At 59.1% G+C, this 18,831-nt stretch carries 17 protein-coding genes; 9 read left to right on the top strand and 8 right to left on the bottom strand.

Annotation, left to right across the window (positions count from 1 at the left end):
• Nucleotides 1-176 precede the first annotated feature (176 nt).
• From QLG03_RS08805 to QLG03_RS08795, 3 genes are all read right to left on the bottom strand, one after another.
• On the bottom strand, nt 177-890 hold the full coding sequence (locus QLG03_RS08805; RefSeq protein WP_075206790.1) for a phosphatase PAP2 family protein: 714 nt from the start codon (nt 888-890) through the stop codon (nt 177-179).
• Nucleotides 891-927: 37 nt separating this feature from the next.
• On the bottom strand, nt 928-1,905 hold the full coding sequence (locus tag QLG03_RS08800) for a GTP-binding protein (protein ID WP_023290457.1): 978 nt from the start codon (nt 1,903-1,905) through the stop codon (nt 928-930).
• 120 nt (nt 1,906-2,025) lie between these two features.
• Entirely contained in the window at nt 2,026-3,492 is a 1,467-nt protein-coding gene (locus QLG03_RS08795) for a fructuronate reductase (RefSeq protein ID WP_023290456.1), read from the bottom strand.
• A 207-nt stretch (nt 3,493-3,699) separates the two neighbouring features.
• Here QLG03_RS08795 and uxuA point away from each other — a divergent pair, with 207 nt between their 5' ends.
• Nucleotides 3,700-4,890, top strand: coding sequence for a mannonate dehydratase (gene uxuA / locus QLG03_RS08790; protein WP_023290455.1), 1,191 nt, complete (start codon nt 3,700-3,702; stop codon nt 4,888-4,890).
• Nucleotides 4,891-4,961: 71 nt separating this feature from the next.
• Here uxuA and yeiP read toward each other — a convergent pair whose 3' ends face one another.
• Nucleotides 4,962-5,534 carry an elongation factor P-like protein YeiP gene (gene yeiP, locus QLG03_RS08785; RefSeq protein WP_002912951.1) on the bottom strand — a complete coding sequence of 191 codons (573 nt, stop codon included), beginning with the start codon at nt 5,532-5,534 and terminating at the stop codon, nt 4,962-4,964.
• Nucleotides 5,535-5,681: 147 nt separating this feature from the next.
• Between yeiP and QLG03_RS08780 the strand changes: the two genes are divergently transcribed.
• On the top strand, nt 5,682-5,936 hold the full coding sequence (locus tag QLG03_RS08780; RefSeq protein ID WP_023290454.1) for a YkgJ family cysteine cluster protein: 255 nt from the start codon (nt 5,682-5,684) through the stop codon (nt 5,934-5,936).
• A gap of 2 nt (nt 5,937-5,938) precedes the next feature.
• On the opposite strand, the gene QLG03_RS08775 is transcribed toward QLG03_RS08780, so the two are convergent.
• On the bottom strand, nt 5,939-6,871 hold the full coding sequence (locus QLG03_RS08775; protein WP_032453533.1) for a LysR family transcriptional regulator: 933 nt from the start codon (nt 6,869-6,871) through the stop codon (nt 5,939-5,941).
• Nucleotides 6,872-7,084: 213 nt separating this feature from the next.
• Between QLG03_RS08775 and QLG03_RS08770 the strand changes: the two genes are divergently transcribed.
• On the top strand, nt 7,085-7,429 hold the full coding sequence (locus tag QLG03_RS08770) for a DUF3302 domain-containing protein (protein WP_032453532.1): 345 nt from the start codon (nt 7,085-7,087) through the stop codon (nt 7,427-7,429).
• Between the two features lies 1 nt (nt 7,430).
• A complete protein-coding gene (locus QLG03_RS08765) occupies nt 7,431-8,567 on the top strand; it encodes an HlyD family secretion protein (protein WP_255989050.1) in 1,137 nt (378 codons plus the stop codon).
• A gap of 34 nt (nt 8,568-8,601) precedes the next feature.
• On the opposite strand, the gene setB is transcribed toward QLG03_RS08765, so the two are convergent.
• On the bottom strand, nt 8,602-9,783 hold the full coding sequence (setB, locus tag QLG03_RS08760) for a sugar efflux transporter SetB (protein WP_085551296.1): 1,182 nt from the start codon (nt 9,781-9,783) through the stop codon (nt 8,602-8,604).
• 336 nt (nt 9,784-10,119) lie between these two features.
• Between setB and fruB the strand changes: the two genes are divergently transcribed.
• Genes fruB through fruA form a run of 3 tightly spaced genes read left to right on the top strand, consistent with a single transcriptional unit; the run spans nt 10,120 to nt 13,900 of the window.
• Nucleotides 10,120-11,250 carry a fused PTS fructose transporter subunit IIA/HPr protein gene (fruB, locus tag QLG03_RS08755; protein ID WP_255989052.1) on the top strand — a complete coding sequence of 377 codons (1,131 nt, stop codon included), beginning with the start codon at nt 10,120-10,122 and terminating at the stop codon, nt 11,248-11,250.
• Nucleotides 11,251-12,189, top strand: a complete 939-nt coding sequence (gene fruK, locus QLG03_RS08750) for a 1-phosphofructokinase (protein ID WP_002912941.1) — start codon at nt 11,251-11,253, stop codon at nt 12,187-12,189.
• A gap of 16 nt (nt 12,190-12,205) precedes the next feature.
• Nucleotides 12,206-13,900, top strand: a complete 1,695-nt coding sequence (gene fruA, locus QLG03_RS08745) for a PTS fructose transporter subunit IIBC (protein WP_044524221.1) — start codon at nt 12,206-12,208, stop codon at nt 13,898-13,900.
• Nucleotides 13,901-13,953: 53 nt separating this feature from the next.
• Here the strand turns inward: fruA and nfo are convergent, their stop codons facing one another.
• Nucleotides 13,954-14,808: a deoxyribonuclease IV gene (nfo, locus tag QLG03_RS08740; RefSeq protein WP_023290450.1), complete on the bottom strand. Its 855-nt coding sequence runs from the start codon at nt 14,806-14,808 to the stop codon at nt 13,954-13,956.
• Nucleotides 14,809-14,879: 71 nt separating this feature from the next.
• Nucleotides 14,880-15,929, bottom strand: coding sequence for a YeiH family protein (locus QLG03_RS08735; RefSeq protein WP_023290449.1), 1,050 nt, complete (start codon nt 15,927-15,929; stop codon nt 14,880-14,882).
• 265 nt (nt 15,930-16,194) lie between these two features.
• Between QLG03_RS08735 and yieE the strand changes: the two genes are divergently transcribed.
• Entirely contained in the window at nt 16,195-17,061 is an 867-nt protein-coding gene (gene yieE, locus QLG03_RS08730) for a DNA-binding transcriptional regulator YeiE (protein ID WP_004201638.1), read from the top strand.
• Nucleotides 17,062-17,240: 179 nt separating this feature from the next.
• On the top strand, nt 17,241-18,710 hold the full coding sequence (locus tag QLG03_RS08725; protein WP_023290447.1) for an amino acid permease: 1,470 nt from the start codon (nt 17,241-17,243) through the stop codon (nt 18,708-18,710).
• The last annotated feature ends 121 nt before the right edge of the window (nt 18,711-18,831 follow it).

The raw sequence follows: 18,831 nt of genomic DNA, 5'->3' as shown, positions 1-18,831 counted from the left end.
AATCATCGGGAAAGGACAAAATTGCGGCAATTGCGGGCAAAAAACAGACAATTCCTTCATTTGTCACGGGATTAATGTGACAAGAAGATGAACGTGATGTTGAAAAAAAGGACAATTGAAAAAAGGGACCCAAAAGGTCCCCTTATAGATAATGCCCCTGGCGGCGGCCCGCGGCTTTATTTGGCCGATATTCCGCCGGGTAAGTAGCGATCGAAAAAGGCGATCAGTTTATCGCTCAGCGGCGTCATCAATACCCAGGGCGCGCCAATCAGCACGGCGGTCAGAGAGCCGACGGCAATATCGCTGAACCAGTGGGCGCCAATCATCACCCGCGGGAAAGCAAAGACCACAAATATCACCAGCGCCACGGCCAGCGCGCGGCGACCAAAATAGCGCCACATAAAGCTCGCGAAGATCAGCAGCATCATCCCATGATCGCCGGGGAAGCTGTCCTTGGAAGCATCCTTAGTGGGGAAGTTAACGACGTCGCTGACGCGGGTGACATCGCTGAAAAACAGCGACGGACTGGCGCGCTGAACCGGCATCAGGTGCTGCGCCAGCTGGTTGATGATCACCGCCGCCAGCAGCATTACCACGCCCATAATAGCGATCTGACGACGGCCTGCCGCCGGCGCCTTGAGCCAGTAGCTGAGCATCAGGCAACCCATCGCCAGCAGCGAGCAGGCGTCGAAGGCGCGATTGTTGATGATCGCCAGCAGCCAGGCGTAAGCGCGGCTGACGCTGACGCCATGGTTAAAGAAATGGAAGATCGCGGCGTCTACCGGCGCCCACGCGCCGTGGTTGGCTGGCAGATACCAGGAGCAAAATAGCGCCACACCCGCGATGTTAAGCAGCAGGATTAAAGGAATTCGGTTTTTCATCATAGCCATTGCGATTTTGTGACAGTCGGCGGCAACCTTAGCCGCCTTAACTTAAACGAAGCCTCAACAATGAGGTCTGGAGCGCGTTCCAGTCGGCTTCATGGGCGGAGATAAGCTCGATGCGGCTATCGGGCGGGGCGACGCTAAGGGTCTCGATATGCAGATCCTCGCCCTGGCGGTTGATCCGCACCGCCCCTTCGGCAATGCGCAGCACACCTTTGACGCGCGCCACCGGCGCTAGCCGGGCCCACTCCAGCAGGGCGATGGTGTCAAAGACCGTTTCCGCGTCGAAGATCCAGCCGCAGGCCTGATAGCCCTGGCCGCTGTTAAGGTGGCGGCGCCAGCGCTGGTGTTCCGCCAGACTAAGGGCGGCGAGACCGGCTGTGGGGGGATGGCGGTGGGCGTGCTCCGCGCTCGCCGGCAGCGGGGCGGTGTTGCGTCGCGGTTCATCAAGCAGGGCCAGGTCGATATTACCCTGGGTCGCCGACACCTGGCGGCGATCGCCACCCCAGCGTTGCCACCAGTCGACAAACGCCTGAGCGCTTTCGGGCGTTTCCCGATCGCTTTTATTGGCCACGATGATATCCGCCGCCGCCAGCTGGTCGCGAAAGTTGTCGTTGTTGACCGCTTTCTCGTCCAGTAGCTGACGCGGATCGAGGATGCACAGGGTCGCGCGCAGATCGATCCAGGGTTCATACACCGCCGCGGTGAGGATATCGAGGATCTGCTTTGGATGGCCAAGTCCGGTGGGCTCAATCAACAGACGATCGGGTTTCCCCTGGCGCAGCAGGGTATTCAGCCCGACCTGCATCGGCAGGCCATTGACACAGCACATGCAGCCGCCGGGGATCTCCTTGAGCAGGGCGCCGCTGTCGGCCAGCAGGGCGCCGTCTATCCCGACTTCGCCAAACTCGTTAACCAGTACGGCCCATTTTTCATCCGCAGGCTTCTGCGCCAGCAGATGAAGAATCGAGGTCGTCTTACCGCTGCCGAGAAAGCCGGTGATCAAATTGGTTCTGGTCACTCTTTTCTCCAGGATAAATGTAATGTTGTAACAGTTACGCCTATCCTGACGAAAAAAGAGGGAAAAGAGAAGTCCTGAGGCGGACAGAAGGAAATTCTGTCCGCATAAGCGCAAATATTGTTAAGAATTGAGCGCGCGGGCAACCGCCTCGCGGGCGCCGTGCATCGCCAGCTGCTGCCAGGCGGCGCGGATCCCGGCGACAAACTGCGCGTTGCGCGGCAGGTCGCGGCCAAATATTTCCTCCAGACCCAGCAGGGCGTCAACGCGCTGCTGTTCATCGCTCTGCGCCACCCGCTGCTGGATCTTGTCCACCAGCGGATCGCGGACGTCGATGGCCTGACCGGCATCGTCCGTACCGCTGACGTAGCGCATCCAGCCGGCTACGCCGAGGGCCAGCAGCGGCCAGCGGCTGCCGCGCTCAAGATGCACGCGAATACCGTCGAGCATACGCTGGGGCAGCTTCTGGCTGCCGTCCATGGCGATTTGCCAGGTACGGTGTTTGAGCGCCGGGTTGCTGAAGCGCGCGATCAGGCTGTCGGCATAGGCCGCCAGATCGACGCCGGTAATGGTCAGCGTCGGGGCCTGTTCGTCAAGCATCAGCTGGCGGGCGGCGCGGCGGAAGACCTCATCCTGCATGCAGTCGCTGACGTGCGCATGACCTGCCAGATAGCCAAGCCAGGCGAGGAAAGAGTGGCTGCCGTTGAGCATCCGCAGCTTCATCTGCTCCCAGGGCAGCACGTCGTCGGTCATCTGCACGCCCGCCGTCTCCCAGGCGGGGCGCCCGGCGACAAAGTGGTCTTCGACCACCCACTGAATGAAGGGTTCGCAGCTGATGGCGCAGGGATCTTCCACCCCCAGCACGGCGGCGATTTCCGCCAGCGACTCCGCGGTGGCGGCGGGAACAATGCGATCCACCATGGTGCCCGGGAAGCTAACGTTGTCGGCGATCCAGCTCGCCAGCGCCGGACTGCGTTTTTCCGCCATGCCGAGGACGGCATTTTTCACCACGTGGCCGTTGTCGGGAATGTTATCGCAGGAGAGCACGGTAAAGGGCGACAGGCCTCGTTCCCGGCGGCGGGCCAGCGCTTCAACTAAAATACCGGGAGCCGACTGCGGCAGCGTCGGATTTTCCAGATCGTGAACGATACGCGGATGCGTCGGATCCAGCTTGCCGGTCGCCGGATCGATGCAATAGCCTTTTTCCGTGATGGTCAGCGAGACAATCGCTACCTGCGGCTCGCAAAATTTCTCGATAATCGCCGCCAGCGAATCGAGCCTGGCGTTCAGGCATTCGTGCACCGCGCCGATAACAATGGGCTGATTACCGTCGGCGCCTTTTTCCAGTACGGTAAACAGGTGGTCCTGTTCGCGAAGCTGGCTCATCAGCGTATCGCCGCTGAACAGACTGATTTCGCAGATCCCCCAGTCGCCGCCGATGTTATTCAGCACGCGATCGGTCAGCAGCGCCTGGTGCGCGCGATGAAACGCGCCAAAGCCGAAATGGACAATACGCGAGCGGAGCTGGCTGCGATCGTACTGAGGACGTTGCACGTTTTCCGGTAGCGTAGCGGTTGCAATTGTTGTCATTCTTTACACACCTGTTTAACTGCTTATTAACATTGCCAGTCTAAAGTTATATGACAGGAAATTAAATTGGTAAGCCGAAATTATCCGCTGACTGTGAGCTGGATCAATCAATGCGCCGGCACTGTTTGCAGCCTGACGAGAAACATGTATGGTAGTCGTCATGATTGTCGCCATTATTGGTATAACAACTTTTGTGAGGGCATAGCGATGGAGCAAACCTGGCGGTGGTATGGGCCGAACGATCCGGTATCGCTTGATGATGTACGACAGGCGGGGGCGACCGGGGTCGTCACTGCGCTGCACCATATTGCAAACGGTCAGGTCTGGCCGGTCGACGAGATTAAAGAGCGTCAAGCGCTGTTAGCGGCGAAAGGGCTGACCTGGTCGGTGGTCGAAAGCATTCCGGTGCACGAGGATATTAAAACCCACAGCGGGCAGTATGCGACCTGGATTGCCAACTATCAGCAGAGCATCCGCAACCTCGCGGCCTGCGGCATCGATACCGTATGCTACAACTTTATGCCGATCCTCGACTGGACGCGCACCGATCTGGAATATGAGCTGCCGGACGGCTCCCGGGCGCTGCGTTTCGATCAGATCGCCTTCGCCGCCTTTGAACTGCATATCCTCAAACGACCGGGGGCGGAAGCGGATTACAGCGAAGAAGAGCAGCGCCAGGCCGAGGCGTATTACAAGGCGATGAGCGAAGCGGACATTGAGAAACTGACCCGCAATATCATCGCCGGCCTGCCGGGGGCGGAAGAGGGCTACACCCTCGACCAGTTCCGCGCGCGCCTGGCGGAATATGACCACATCGATAAAGCGCAGTTGCGCGAAAATATGGCCTATTTCCTGCGGGCCATCGTACCGGTGTGCGAAGAGGTGGGGATCCGACTGGCAGTGCATCCGGACGATCCGCCGCGGCCGATCCTGGGCCTGCCGCGTATCGTGTCGACCATCGAAGATATGCAGTGGCTGAAAGAGACAGTGGACAGCATCAATAACGGCTTTACCATGTGCACCGGATCCTATGGCGTCCGCGCCGATAACGATCTGGTGAAGATGGTGGAAACCTTTGGCGATCGCATCCACTTTACCCATCTGCGCGCCACCTGCCGCGAGGCGAACCCGAAAACCTTCCACGAGGCGGCGCACCTTAGCGGCGACGTCAATATGGTGGCGGTGGTGGATGCGATTCTGCGTGAAGAGCAGCGGCGTAAACAGGCCGGCGATCTGCGCCCGATCCCGTTCCGTCCGGATCATGGTCATCAGATGCTGGACGATCTGCGCAAGAAAACCAACCCAGGCTATTCGGCGATTGGCCGTCTCAAGGGGATGGCGGAAGTGCGCGGCGTGGAGCTGGCGCTGAAGATGACCAAATACCCTGAACTACTGTAATCGCGGCAACGGGGATAACAAAAAGGACAGCCAGCGGCTGTCCTTTTTTCTGGTCAACTCGTCACGGAAAATTAATCCGCGCGGCCCATATAGCGGCACTCTTCGATATGAATGCGGATTTTCTCACCTGTGGTCAGGTATTCCGGCACCTGAATCACCAGGCCGGTGCTCATGGTGGCGGGCTTGGTACGGGAGCTGGCGGATGCCCCTTTAATACCCGGCGCGGTTTCGATAATTTCCAGGTCCACGGTCTGCGGCAGCTCAAGCGCCAGCAGCTGGCCGTCCCAGGTCAACACCTGCATATCCGGCATGCCGCCTTCCGGAATAAACTGCAGCTCTTCTTCGATCTGCTCTTTCGTGAAGGTGTAAGGGGTGTAGTCTTCTTTATCCATGAACACGTATTCGTTGCCATCGACATAGGAGAAGTCAACGAAACGGCGGGTCAGGGTCACGGTATCGACGATATCGTCGCCTTTGAAGCGCTCTTCTACTTTCAGGCCGGTACGCACATCAGAGAAGCGCATTTTATACAGTGTCGCAGCACCGCGGGCGCTGGGTGACTGAATATCGATATTTTTCACAATCAGCAGCTTGCCGTTGTAATTCAGCACCATACCTTTTTTAATTTCATTCGCTCTTGGCATTGCAGTAATCCTGTCACTTAACGAGTCAAAAATATCGCGTAAAACTACTCGCGCCCGGGCGTTCAGGCAAGTGGAATTCGCGAGTTTTGCTATCTTCTGGCAAAACGTTTAGGCTGTGGCGCAAAATGAGCCTTTGGGAGCTGGGTTGTGGAATGTCGTACTGATTGTGGCGCATGTTGCATCGCCCCCTCTATATCCTCGCCGATCCCCGGCATGCCGCAGGGCAAGCCGGCCAATACCCGCTGTATTCAGCTCTCCGAGCACAATCTGTGCCTGATTTTCGGCTCCCCACTGCGTCCGAAGGTGTGCGCCAGCCTGCAGCCCTCGCCGGAGATGTGCTTCACTCATCGTGATGACGCCATCACCTGGCTGCTGGAGCTTGAGCTGGCCACCGCGCCCTGAGCTTAAAGCAGCAAATGAGACAGGTTTTTGATATGGACGCTGAGGCCGTCCAGCAGCGCCTGGACGCGTAGCGGAAGAATGTCCCGTCGCTGGTAGATAAGCCAGGCCTGCAGATCGATGCAGCGCTCCTTCTTCAGACAGGGAACCAGCTGTCCTGCCGCCAGCTCGGTGGCGAGTGAATAGTAGGGCGCATAAACGATCCCCATTCCCAGCTTCGCCAGCTCCACCGCCGGCAGCGTGTTATCGCACACGAATCCCCCCTTTACCGTGAGATTGAGCGGTTTGCCGTTTTTGCTTTTGAAGGTCCAGATATTGTCGCTGCCGCCCAGCATGCGCAGGGTGATGCACTCATGATCCACCAGCGCCTCCGGCTCGGCGATAGGGTGTTGCGCCAGATAATCCGGGGAGGCGAAGACGCCGGTGCGAAAGCGGGTGAAGGGGCGGGCGATAAGGTTTTCATTCTGTGGCTTAAAGGGGCTTATCAGCAGATCGCAGTCGCTATTGAAAATGGCGCCGTATTTTTGTTCCCGCTCGCTGGCGTTGCGGGTGACCAGATTGATCTGCAGCTCCGGCAGCGTTTTTCTTAGCGCCGGCAGAATATAGCGCCCGAGAAACTGGTGGATGCCGATGGGCGCCCCAAGGGTGACGACGCCCTGCAGCGTGTTTTTATAACGGTCGGCGAGGTTGATAAGCTGCTCATGCTGCTCAAGAACGGCGCTGCTGGCGTGAATAAACTGCTCGCCGAACTCGGTACGCACCAGTTCCCTGGCGGTGCGCAGAAAAATGGCCAGGCCGACTTTCCGCTCCACGCTGGTCAGCGTCCGTGAGACGTTAGACTGGGGCATATTCAGGCGCTGTGCTGCCCGGCTTACGCTGGCGGTTTCGGCGATGGCGCAGAGGATCCTTAGCTCATCCATTTTAAAGTCTTTCAACATCTTATCGCTGCCTGATATTGATGGTATATCAAAAATGATATACCAGTTTGGCGGAATTGCCATGTGATTTATTGATCTGCTGAACGTATGATGGCCTTTGCCGTGAACAGTCGGTTATTTAAGGAAACCTGTGCGTTTTATTACTTCTTTTGTGGTTCTCGACGTCATTAAAAATAACGATCTTCCCGCTGGCTTACTGAGTGTATATGCACCATGCTGCTTAATTATTTTGCTTTGTTTGTATTAATACTGGTTTTTCTCATACTGTTTTATGGAGTTATTATTATCCACGATATTCCCTATCACATCGCGCAAAAACGCCAGCACCCCCATCAGGACGCGATTCATGTGGCGGGCTGGATAAGCCTGTTTACCCTGCATGCTATCTGGCCTTTCCTGTGGATCTGGGCCACGCTGTACCGGCCCGATCGTGGCTGGGGGATGGCTTCGCAGTCCGAGGGACATCAGCAGCGAGCGGAGCTGGAGAAACGCATTGCGTTACTTGAAGCGGCGTTAAAAAACAGCCAGCAGGCGTCGGCGGAGAATAGCGAGAAATAATATGGATCTATTAATTATCCTTTGCTATGTCGCTATTGCCTGGGGCGTATTTAAGATATTTCGCATTCCAGTAAATAAATGGACAATCCCGACAGCGATATTAGGCGGAATAGTGGTCGTTGGCGCGTTAATATTAACGATGAACTATAACCACCCCTATACGATGCGAGCGCAAAAAATTGTCGTCTCCATTCCGATGGTGCCCCAGGTATCAGGCGAGGTGGTGGAGGTTACCAGTAAAACCAATGTGTTAATGAAGAAGGGCGAACTGCTGTTCCGCATCGACGATACCCGCTACCGCGCGCGGCTGAACAAGCTGAAAGCCGATCTGGCGGCCGAAGAGGCCACGCTGCGGGCGAAGCAGGCGACCATTGACGATGCCTGTGCCAGAGTACAGCAGGCGCAGGCGGAGTACGACCGGGTCACCCGTGACAACCAGCGCTATGCTCAGGGGGCGGCCATGCCGGTGAATCCTTTTTCGGAACAGGATGTGACTCACGCCAGGCAGCAGGTGCAGATCCAGGCGGCGGTCCTGCAGGCGGCGAAAGCGCAATTACAAAACGCCAGAGAGCAGGTGTCCGGCCGCTACCACGGGCTGGATGCCAATATTGCCAGCCTGAAATCGCAGATCCTTGAGGCGGAGTATAATCTGGCGCAAACCGTGGTTCGCGCGCCGAGCGACGGCTACGTCACCCAGCTTCTGGCGCGGCCGGGGATGACCGCGGTGCGTCTGCCCTTCAAGCCGGTGCTGGTGTTTATTCCCCAGCAAAAGCGCCAGGTGGTGGCGGTATTCCGTCAGAACTCGGTCCTGCGTCTGACGGCCGGGGACAGCGCGGAGGTGGTGTTTAATGGTCTGCCGGGCAGCGTCTACAGCGGTAAGGTATCGCGCGTGTTGCCGACCGTCCCGGACGGCAGTTACCAGGCCAGCGGCGCGCTGCAGGGGCTGAACGCCGGGGCGGGGAAAGAGGGCATTTACGTGCTGATCGACCTCGATCCCCATCCGGAAGTGGAACATTTACCGGACGGGGTCAGCGCCCAGGCTGCGGTATATACCGATTATTTTGCCCATGTGTCGATTATGCGCAAGGTGCTGCTGCGCATGACCAGTTGGCTGCATTATCTCTATCTGGATCACTAATCTCCACTGCCCGGCTCCGGCCGGGCAACCTTATCTATACATCTCTGATCCGCCACAGGCAGGCCTGGGTGGCGATCCCCATAACCAGCGCTATCCAGAACACCGCATGATAGCTCCAGATCTCTGCCACCACGCCCGCCAGTGAGCCGGCGATGATCCAGCCGACGCGGGTGGTATTGGTGTAGAGGGTGGTGGCCGCGCCCGCCTGCCCGGGCATCAAATCCTGGAAATAAAGCATGCCAATCCCGGCGAGGATCCCGATATAGATGGCGTTCAGCACCTGCATCGCCAGCAGCAGCGCCGGCGTATGCACCGTCAGCATGCCCACATAAAACAGCACCCCAGCCACCGCGGAAAGGCGCATCAGAAAGCGTTTACCGAAGCGCCGGGCGTAGTAACCGGCAATCAGCATGGTGGGAATTTCCAGCCCGGCGGCGGTCCCCATCATCAGGCCGGCCAGCTTCTCCGGCAGATGCAGCTCGTCAATGATAAACAGCGGCATATTAATGATGTACAGGCTGTTGGTGCCCCACATCAGCGTGCAGATGCTGAACAGCAGCAGCGCATCGCGGCGGTGCGTGCGCGGGGCTTCCAGCCGGCCAGTCGCCACCGCCTTGGCTTTGCGCATGCTGGGCAAGAACAGCCAGACCATGATCCCGCAGACGATAAACGCCGCCGCGGCGCTGAGGTACATCGCGGTAAAGCCAAACCCCATCGCCAGCGCATAGGCCAGCGGGGGACCAATCACCCAGGCCAGGGAGACCTGGGCGCGCAAAATGGAGCTGAACATCACCGCTTCGCGGCCGGTTTTGTCGGCATGCTCGCGCGCGAGGGCGAACATCTGCGGGTTGGCGGTCGAACCAAAGCTGCTAAGGAATACGCCGATGAACAGCAAAATGAAATAGTTCCGGTTCCAGGCAAACAGCACGCAGGCCAGCACCCCCAGCAGGCAGCAGACGACAATCAGCTGCTTGCGATCGCCCTGACGGTCAGAACGTCCGGCGAGGAACTGGCTGACCAGAATGCCGATGACGGCGCTGCCGGTAAAAAAGAAACCCACCATCGCCGGGCGGACATGCACTTCATTGGTCAGAAACAGGCTCAGGGTCGGCGTCTGCAACGCCCCGGCAATGCCCGTCAGAAAGGCGACGATCAGGAAGGCGGAAGAGGTGACATCGAACCCGCGTCGGGGAAGGGCGGCGCTTCGGTTTTCCATGTGTTTGGTTTTCTGTAGTTTCAGGAGACGGCGCGGAGTTTACGCCTGCTGGCTGAAAATAAACAGTAGTATGGCACGAATAATTAAAAAGGTGTTTCAAAATAGAGAGTTCAGCAAAAAGCTGACGTTTACCGCGGCCAGGCGCCAGGGCTTCAGCAAAAGTGTGCAGTACCTCTAAGTTCTGCAATCAAGTCGCTGACGTACCTTGCGCGTTGAGCAAGAAAGGTACAGAATTCTTGAAACGTTTCAGCGTCATTCGGCATATCGTTCACCGTCAGATGGCGCCTTTTTTCTCAAGTTAGCTGAAACGATTCAATTCAGCAGGAGAGGAGAACCATGTTCCAGTTATCTGTGCAGGATATTCATCCCGGCCAGCAGGCCGGTAATAAAGAAGAGGCCATCCGGCAGGTCGCCGCCGCGCTGGTCAGCGCCGGCAACGTGGCCGATGGCTACGTGAACGGCATGCTGGCGCGCGAGCAGCAGACCTCGACCTTCCTCGGCAACGGGATCGCGATCCCGCACGGCACGACGGATACGCGTGACCAGGTGCTGAAGACCGGCGTTCAGGTGTTTCAGTTCCCGCAGGGCGTCACCTGGGGCGAAGGGCAGACCGCCTATGTGGCGATCGGGATTGCCGCCAGCTCAGATGAACACCTCGGCCTGCTGCGTCAGCTGACCCATGTGCTGAGCGATGACGCGGTCGCCGCCCAGCTGCAGTCCGCCACCACCGTGGAAGAGCTGCGGGCGCTGCTGATGGGGGAGAAGCAGAGCGAAGCGCTGAAGCTGGACAACGAGACCCTGAGTCTCGACGTCGCGGCCAGCGATCTGCTGACCCTGCAGGCGCTGAACGCCGCGCGTCTGAAAGAAGCAGGCGCTGTGGATTCCGCCTTCGTTAGCCACGTCATTAACGATACGCCGCTGAACCTCGGTCAGGGCATCTGGCTGAACGACAGCGCCGAAGGCAATCTGCGCAGCGCCGTGGCGGTCAGCCGCGCCGCCACCGCCTTCACCCGCGACGACCAGCCGGTTTCCCTGTTGGTTACGGTGGCGATGACCGACGATCAGCCAACCGCGGTGCTGAACCGCCTGAGCAAGCTGCTGCTGGACAAGAAAGCTGACCATCTGCTGAAAGCCGACGCCGCCACCGTGCTGGCGCTGCTGACCAGCGACGACGCGATTGCCGAAGATGTGCTGAGCGCCGAATTCGTGGTGCGCAATGAGCACGGCCTGCATGCCCGTCCGGGCACCATGCTGGTCAACACCATTAAACAATTTTCCAGCGACGTCACCGTCACTAACCTCGACGGTTCCGGCAAGCCGGCCAACGGCCGCAGCCTGATGAAGGTCGTGGCGCTGGGTGTGAAAAAAGGTCACCGTCTGCGCTTTACCGCGCAGGGTGAGGATGCGCAACAAGCGCTGGATGCGATTGGCGAAGCGATCGCCGCAGGCCTTGGGGAGGGCGCATAAATGAGCAGACGTGTAGCAACCATTACTTTAAACCCGGCGTACGATCTGGTGGGCTTCACCCCGGAGATCGAGCGCGGTGAAGTGAACCTGGTGCGTACCACCGGCCTGCACGCCGCCGGGAAAGGCATCAACGTGGCGAAAGTGCTGAAAGATCTTGGCATTGACGTCACCGTCGGCGGCTTCCTGGGGAAAGACAACCAGGATGGCTTTCAGCAGCTGTTCAGCGAGCTGGGGATCGCCAACCGTTTCCAGGTGGTGCAGGGCCGGACCCGCATCAACGTTAAGCTGACGGAAAAAGATGGCGAAGTGACCGATTTCAACTTCTCCGGCTTTGAAGTGACCCCAGGCGACTGGGAACGCTTCGTCAACGACTCCCTGAGCTGGCTGGGGCAGTTCGATATGGTCTGCGTCAGCGGCAGCCTGCCGTCCGGCGTCAGCCCGGAGGCCTTTACCGACTGGATGACCCGTCTGCGCAGCCAGTGCCCGTGCATCATTTTCGACAGCAGCCGCGAAGCGCTGGTTGCCGGACTGAAAGCGGCGCCGTGGCTGGTGAAACCGAACCGTCGCGAGCTGGAGATCTGGGCTGGCCGTAAGCTGCCGGAGATGAAAGACGTTATCGACGCCGCCCATGCGCTGCGCGAGCAGGGGATCGCCCACGTGGTGATTTCCCTGGGCGAAGAGGGCGCGCTGTGGGTGAACGCCTCCGGCGAGTGGATTGCCAAACCGCCTTCAGTCGAAGTGGTCAGCACCGTTGGCGCCGGCGATTCGATGGTCGGCGGCCTGATTTACGGCCTGCTGATGCGTGAATCCAGCGAGCATACCCTGCGCCTGGCGACCGCCGTCGCTGCCCTGGCCGTCAGCCAGAGCAACGTCGGGATCACCGACCGTACCCAGTTGGCCGCGATGATGGCGCGCGTCGACTTACAACCCTTTAATTGACAGCAGGAGAGGCATAATGAAAACGCTGCTGATTATTGATGCCGGACTCGGACAGGCGCGCGCCTATATGGCGAAAACCCTGCTGGGTGCCGCAGCGCCAAAAGCGCACCTTGAACTGATTGATAATCCGAACGACGCCGAACTGGTGATTGTTCTCGGGTCGGCGCTGCCCACTGACAGCGCGCTGAACGGCAAACAGGTCTACCTCGGCGATATTAATCGCGCCGTGGCGCACCCGGAGCTGTTCCTCAGCGAAGCCAAAGGCCACGCGACGCCGTACGCGGCGCCTGCCGCCGCGGCAGTCCCGGCGGCCACCGGCGGACCGAAACGTATTGTCGCGGTCACCGCCTGTCCGACCGGCGTTGCCCATACCTTTATGGCGGCTGAAGCCATTGAAACCGAAGCGAAAAAACGCGGCTGGTGGGTGAAAGTGGAAACCCGCGGCTCCGTCGGCGCGGGCAATGCTATCACCCCGGAAGAGGTGGCCGAGGCGGATCTGGTGATCGTCGCCGCCGATATCGAAGTCGACCTGGCGAAATTCGCCGGCAAGCCGATGTATCGCACCACCACCGGTCTGGCGCTGAAGAAAACCGCCCAGGAGCTGGACAAAGCGGTGGCTGAAGCCAAACCGTACCAACCTTCCGGTAAACCTCAGGCTGCTGGCGAAGGTAAAAAAGAGTCGGCGGGCGCCTACCGCCACCTGCTGACCGGCGTCTCCTACATGCTGCCGATGGTGGTGGCGGGCGGCCTGTGTATCGCGCTCTCCTTTGCCTTCGGGATCAAAGCGTTTGAAGTGAAAGACACCCTCGCGGCGGCGCTGATGCAAATCGGCGGCGGCTCGGCCTTCGCGCTGATGGTGCCGGTGCTGGCGGGCTTTATCGCCTTCTCCATTGCCGACCGTCCGGGTCTGACCCCGGGTCTTATCGGCGGTATGCTGGCGGTCAGCGGCGGCTCCGGCTTTATCGGCGGGATCATTGCCGGTTTCCTTGCCGGTTACGTGGCGAAAGCCATCAGCACTAAGCTGAAACTGCCGCAGAGTATGGAAGCGCTGAAGCCGATCCTGATCATTCCGCTGGTCTCCAGCCTGATCGTGGGCCTGGCGATGATCTACCTGATTGGTAAACCGGTCGCCGGTATCCTCGCCTGGCTGACCCACTGGCTGCAAACCATGGGCACCGCCAACGCGGTTCTGCTGGGCGCGATCCTCGGCGCGATGATGTGTACCGACATGGGCGGCCCGGTGAACAAAGCGGCCTATGCCTTCGGCGTTGGCCTGCTGAGTACCCAGACCTACGCGCCGATGGCGGCGATCATGGCGGCCGGTATGGTGCCTCCGCTGGCGATGGGTATCGCGACGCTGGTTGCCCGCAATAAGTTCGACAAAGGGCAGCGGGAAGGGGGTAAAGCCGCGCTGGTTCTCGGCCTGTGCTTTATCTCTGAAGGGGCGATTCCTTTTGCCGCCCGTGACCCGATGCGCGTGCTGCCTTGCTGTATCGTCGGCGGCGCGGTAACCGGCGCTATCTCGATGGCGATTGGCGCGAAACTGATGGCGCCGCACGGCGGGCTGTTTGTTCTGCTGATCCCGGGGGCGATTACGCCAGTGCTGGGCTACCTGCTGGCGATTGTTGCCGGGACGCTGGTGGCGGGCCTCTCCTACGCGGTGCTGAAACGCCCGGAAGCGCAGGTAGCGGAAGTCGAAAAAGCGGCATAATTTCTCCGCAATAAAAAAGGGCCGAACAGTCGGCCCTTTTTTTATGTCTCTATTTACGCCACTTCGGCGATCTGCTGCGCCCGCAGCCAGGCAATCTCTTCCGCCCAGATATCCGGGTTGATGGTTTCCAGAATCAGCGGAATGCCGTCGAAGCGGTTGTCCTGCATGATCCAGCTGAAGCAATCGTGGCCGATGTTGCCTTCCCCCAGACTATGGTGACGGTCGACCCGGCTGCCGAAGGCGCTCTTGGCATCGTTGAGATGCATGCCGCGCAGATACTGAAAGCCGACGATACGGTCGAAGTCGGCAAAGGTCTTCTCGCAGGCTTCGGCGCTGCGCAGGTCATAGCCGGCGGCGAAGGCGTGGCAGGTATCGATGCAGACGCCGACGCGGGTTTTATCTTCCACGCCGTCGATGATGGCTGCGAGGTGCTCGAACTTAAAGCCCAGGTTGCTGCCCTGGCCGGCGGTATTTTCGATAACCGCGGTGACGCCTTCGGTCTTCGCCAGCGCAATATTGATCGATTCGGCGATGCGCGCCAGACACTCTTCCTCCGGGATCTGCTGCAGATGGCTGCCGGGGTGGAAGTTGAGCAGCGTCAGCCCCAGCTGCTGACAGCGGGTCATCTCATCGATGAAGGCGTCACGGGATTTTTCCAGCGCCTCTTCCACCGGGTGGCCGAGGTTAATCAGGTAGCTGTCGTGCGGCAGGATCTGTCCGGGGCCAAAGTGATACTTTTCACAGGCGGCTTTGAATTCGGCGATGGTCTGGTCGCTGAGCGGCGCGGCGCGCCACTGGCGCTGATTTTTGGTGAAGAGGGCGAAGGCGGTTGCTTCGATTTCGGCGGCGCGAATGGCGGCATTGGCCAGTCCACCTGAGGCGCTCACGTGCGCTCCTACGTATTTCATAAAAAAACTCCAGTTAAAGCCGCTGGGGGGTGGGTAATGATAGCGGCTTAACTGGAGAAAGATGTAGTGCTTTATGCCATCAGGCTGTGGATGGCGACGTTAATGGCCCCGCCGCCGACAATCAACCAGACGAACAGCATCAGCGCCATCAGCAGCGGTTTCGCCCCGGCTTTTTTCAGCGCGCTGACGTGAGTGGTCACCCCAAGAGCGGCCATCGCCATCGCCAGCAGGACGGTATCCAGCGTCACCAGCATCTCCACGACCGCTTTCGGCAGCAGATGGAAGGAGTTAAACACCGCCACCAGGATGAACATAATGGCAAACCACGGAATGGTGATTTTGCTTTTCTCGCCGTTACCTGCCGGGGTCAGTTGTTTAACACGCGCCGCCAGGAACAGCAGGAACGGGGCCAGCATCATCACGCGCAGCATTTTAGCGATAACCGCGGCGTTCTCCGCATCCGGGCTGACCGCATGGCCGGCGGCGACGACCTGCGCCACTTCATGCATGGTGGAACCCATATAGATCCCGTAGGTCTCCGGGGTAAACCAGTGCGCCAGCAGCGGGTACATCGCCGGGTAGAGGAAGATGGCGATGGTACCGAAGATCACCACCGTGGCGACGGCGACGGTCACTTTACTGGCTTCGGCTTTGACCACCGGCTCGCTGGCAAGCACTGCCGCCGCGCCGCAGATGCTGCTGCCGGCGCCGATCAGCCAGCTGGTGTGCTTATCGAGCCCAAACACTTTCTGGCCCAGGAAGCAGGCGATGAAAAAGGTGCTGGAGAGCGTCAGAACGTCAATCAAAATACCGCTCACGCCGACGTCGGCAATCTGGGCGAACGTCAGGCGGAAGCCGTAGAGGATGATCCCCAGGCGCAGCAGATACTGTTTGGCGAAGATCACCCCGCCGTCGCAGGGCTGCCAGATTTTCGGATAGACCGTGTTACCGACGACCATCCCGAACAGAATAGCGAGGGTCAGGGCGCTGAAGCCCGCCCCGGCGATGGCCGGGAAGCTACCGGCCCACAGGGCGGCGCCGGTCAGGGCGGCGGTCAGCGCCAGGCCTGGGACAAAATGCCGCAGGGAACGATGTTTGGTGGGTAAAGTGAGTGCTGTCATAACCTTCTCCTTTGTCTGCCTAAAGGTTACGCCGCGCGGGATTAAATATAAAATTGATTATATGTTTATAATCAATCGTAATAAGTGGTAAATGGCCGCTTCGCTGGCGACAACGGGGCAGGGGAGTGAGGCGCGCAAGCGAGCTGATCTTGTCAGCAAGACGATGATTTTGTGACGTAAGGGGATTTTCCTTCCGTCAGCCGCCTCGATTTGTGTCACCATAGTAAGGAAGGTTATTCAGACTGGATTACTAAACGGGTGGGTTATGCATATTACGCTGCGGCAGCTGGAAGTGTTCGCCGAAGTCCATAAGAGTGGGTCGACCACTCAGGCGTCACAGATGCTGGCGCTTTCGCAATCGGCGGTCAGCGCCGCGCTGACCGATCTGGAAGGGCAGCTTGGCGTACAGCTGTTCGACCGCGTCGGCAAGCGGCTGGTGGTCAATGAGCATGGACGGCTGCTCTATCCGCGCGCCCTGGCGTTGCTGGAGCGGGCCCTGGAGATTGAGCAGCTGTTTCGCGGCGACAACGGGGCGATTCGGGTCTACGCCAGCAGCACCATCGGCAACTATATTATGCCGGAGATCATTGCCCGCTATCGCCATGACTTCCCGGATCTGCCGGTTGAGCTGAGCGTGGGCAACAGCCTGGACGTGATTAACGCCGTTGCCGACCTGCGGGTGGATTTCGGTCTGATCGAGGGGCCGTGCCATGCCGCCGATATTATCGCCGAGCCGTGGCTGGAAGATGAGCTGGTGGTGTTTGCCGCGCCTGACTCGCCGCTGCTGGCGGGGGAGGTGACCCTGCAGCAGCTGGCCGAGGCGCCGTGGATCCTGCGCGAGCATGGGTCTGGCACCCGGGAGATTGTCGATTACGTTCTGCTGTCGCATCTGCCGGCGTTTCACCTGGGGATGGAGCTGGGCAACTCGGAGGCGATCAAGCACGCGGTGCGCCATGGGCTGGGGATCAGCTGCTTATCGCGGCGGGTGATTGCCGAACAGCTGGCCTCCGGCACGCTGGCGGAGCTGAAAGTGCCGCTGCCCCGGCTGACGCGCACGCTGTGGCGCATCCACCACCGGCAGAAGCATATTTCCAAAGCATTACAACGTTTTCTGCAGTATTGCCAGGTGTAGCGATCCGGCTTTATCGCCTGATAAAAGGGGGGAATTTGCTGGCAATTCCGAAGGTTAGTGCTTTACTAATAATTTGCGGTCGATCATGAAGCTCTCTTATAACTTTGCATTTGTACCGGATGGAACCCCGATCGTCTGCTACAATCGCGCCTCATTTTTTGGATGGATAGCATTATCACATGGTTTCGGAAACTAAAACCACAGAAGCGCCCACGCTACGTCGTGAACTAAAGGCGCGCCACTTGACCATGATCGCCATCGGCGGTTCCATCGGTACGGGTCTTTTTGTTGCCTCTGGCGCAACGATTTCGCAAGCAGGTCCCGGCGGGGCGCTGCTGTCTTATATTCTGATCGGTCTGATGGTCTATTTCCTGATGACCAGCCTGGGCGAACTGGCGGCGTTTATGCCGGTGTCCGGTTCCTTCGCCACCTACGGGCAGAATTATGTTGAAGAGGGCTTCGGCTTCGCGCTGGGCTGGAACTACTGGTACAACTGGGCGGTAACGATCGCCGTTGACCTCGTGGCCTCGCAGCTGGTGATGAGCTACTGGTTCCCTGATACCCCAGGCTGGATCTGGAGCGCCTTGTTCCTCGGCATTATGTTCCTGCTGAACTGGATCTCGGTGCGCGGATTTGGCGAGGCGGAATACTGGTTCTCGCTGATCAAAGTGGCCACCGTCATTATCTTTATCATCGTCGGCGTGATGATGATTGTCGGCATCTTCAAAGGGGCGCAGCCTGCCGGCTGGAGCAACTGGGGGATCGCGGATGCGCCGTTTGCCGGCGGCTTCTCGGCGATGATCGGCGTGGCGATGATTGTCGGCTTCTCCTTCCAGGGCACCGAGCTTATCGGTATTGCCGCCGGTGAGTCTGAGAACCCGGAAAAGAACATTCCGCGCGCGGTGCGCCAGGTCTTCTGGCGTATCCTGCTGTTCTATGTCTTCGCGATCCTGATTATCAGCCTGATCATTCCGTATACCGATCCGAGCCTGCTGCGCAACGACGTTAAAGATATCTCCGTCAGCCCGTTCACGCTGGTCTTCCAGCACGCCGGTCTGCTGTCGGCGGCGGCGATCATGAACGCCGTTATCCTGACGGCCGTTCTGTCGGCGGGTAACTCGGGGATGTACGCTTCTACGCGTATGCTGTATACCCTGGCCTGCGACGGCAAAGCGCCGCGCATTTTCTCGAAGCTGTCGCGCGGCGGCGTACCGCGCAACGCCCTGTATGCGACCACCGTTATCGCGGCGCTGTGCTTCCTGACTTCGATGTTCGGTAACCAGACGGTGTACCTGTGGCTGCTGAACACCTCGGGGATGACGGGCTTTATCGCTTGGCTGGGGATTGCCATCAGCCACTATCGTTTCCGTCGTGGCTTCGTCCTGCAGGGTAACGATATTAATAATCTGCCGTATCGTTCCGGGTTCTTCCCGCTGGGGCCGATCTTCGCCTTCGTGCTGTGCCTGATCATCACCCTCGGACAGAACTACGAAGCGTTCCTCAAGGACACCATTGACTGGGGCGGCGTGGCGGCGACCTACATCGGTATTCCGCTGTTCCTCGTCATCTGGTTTGGGTACAAACTGGCGAAAGGCACCCGCTTCGTTCGCTACAGCGAAATGACCTTCCCGGACCGCTTTAAGCGTTAATCTTCGCTATTGTGCGATAAAAGCCCTCTGTAAAGAGGGCTTTTATCGTGCTGGCCAGGTGCAATCTTCAGGAATTGCCCGGCGGCGCTGCGCTTGCGCGGGCCTACAGATATTTGCGTAA

Source organism: Klebsiella sp. V115_8, from assembly GCF_029967715.1.
Classification (GTDB): Bacteria; Pseudomonadota; Gammaproteobacteria; order Enterobacterales; family Enterobacteriaceae; genus Klebsiella; species Klebsiella quasipneumoniae.
Note: the sequence above shows the minus strand (reverse complement) of the source record. Positions and strands in the feature narration are given on the sequence as shown.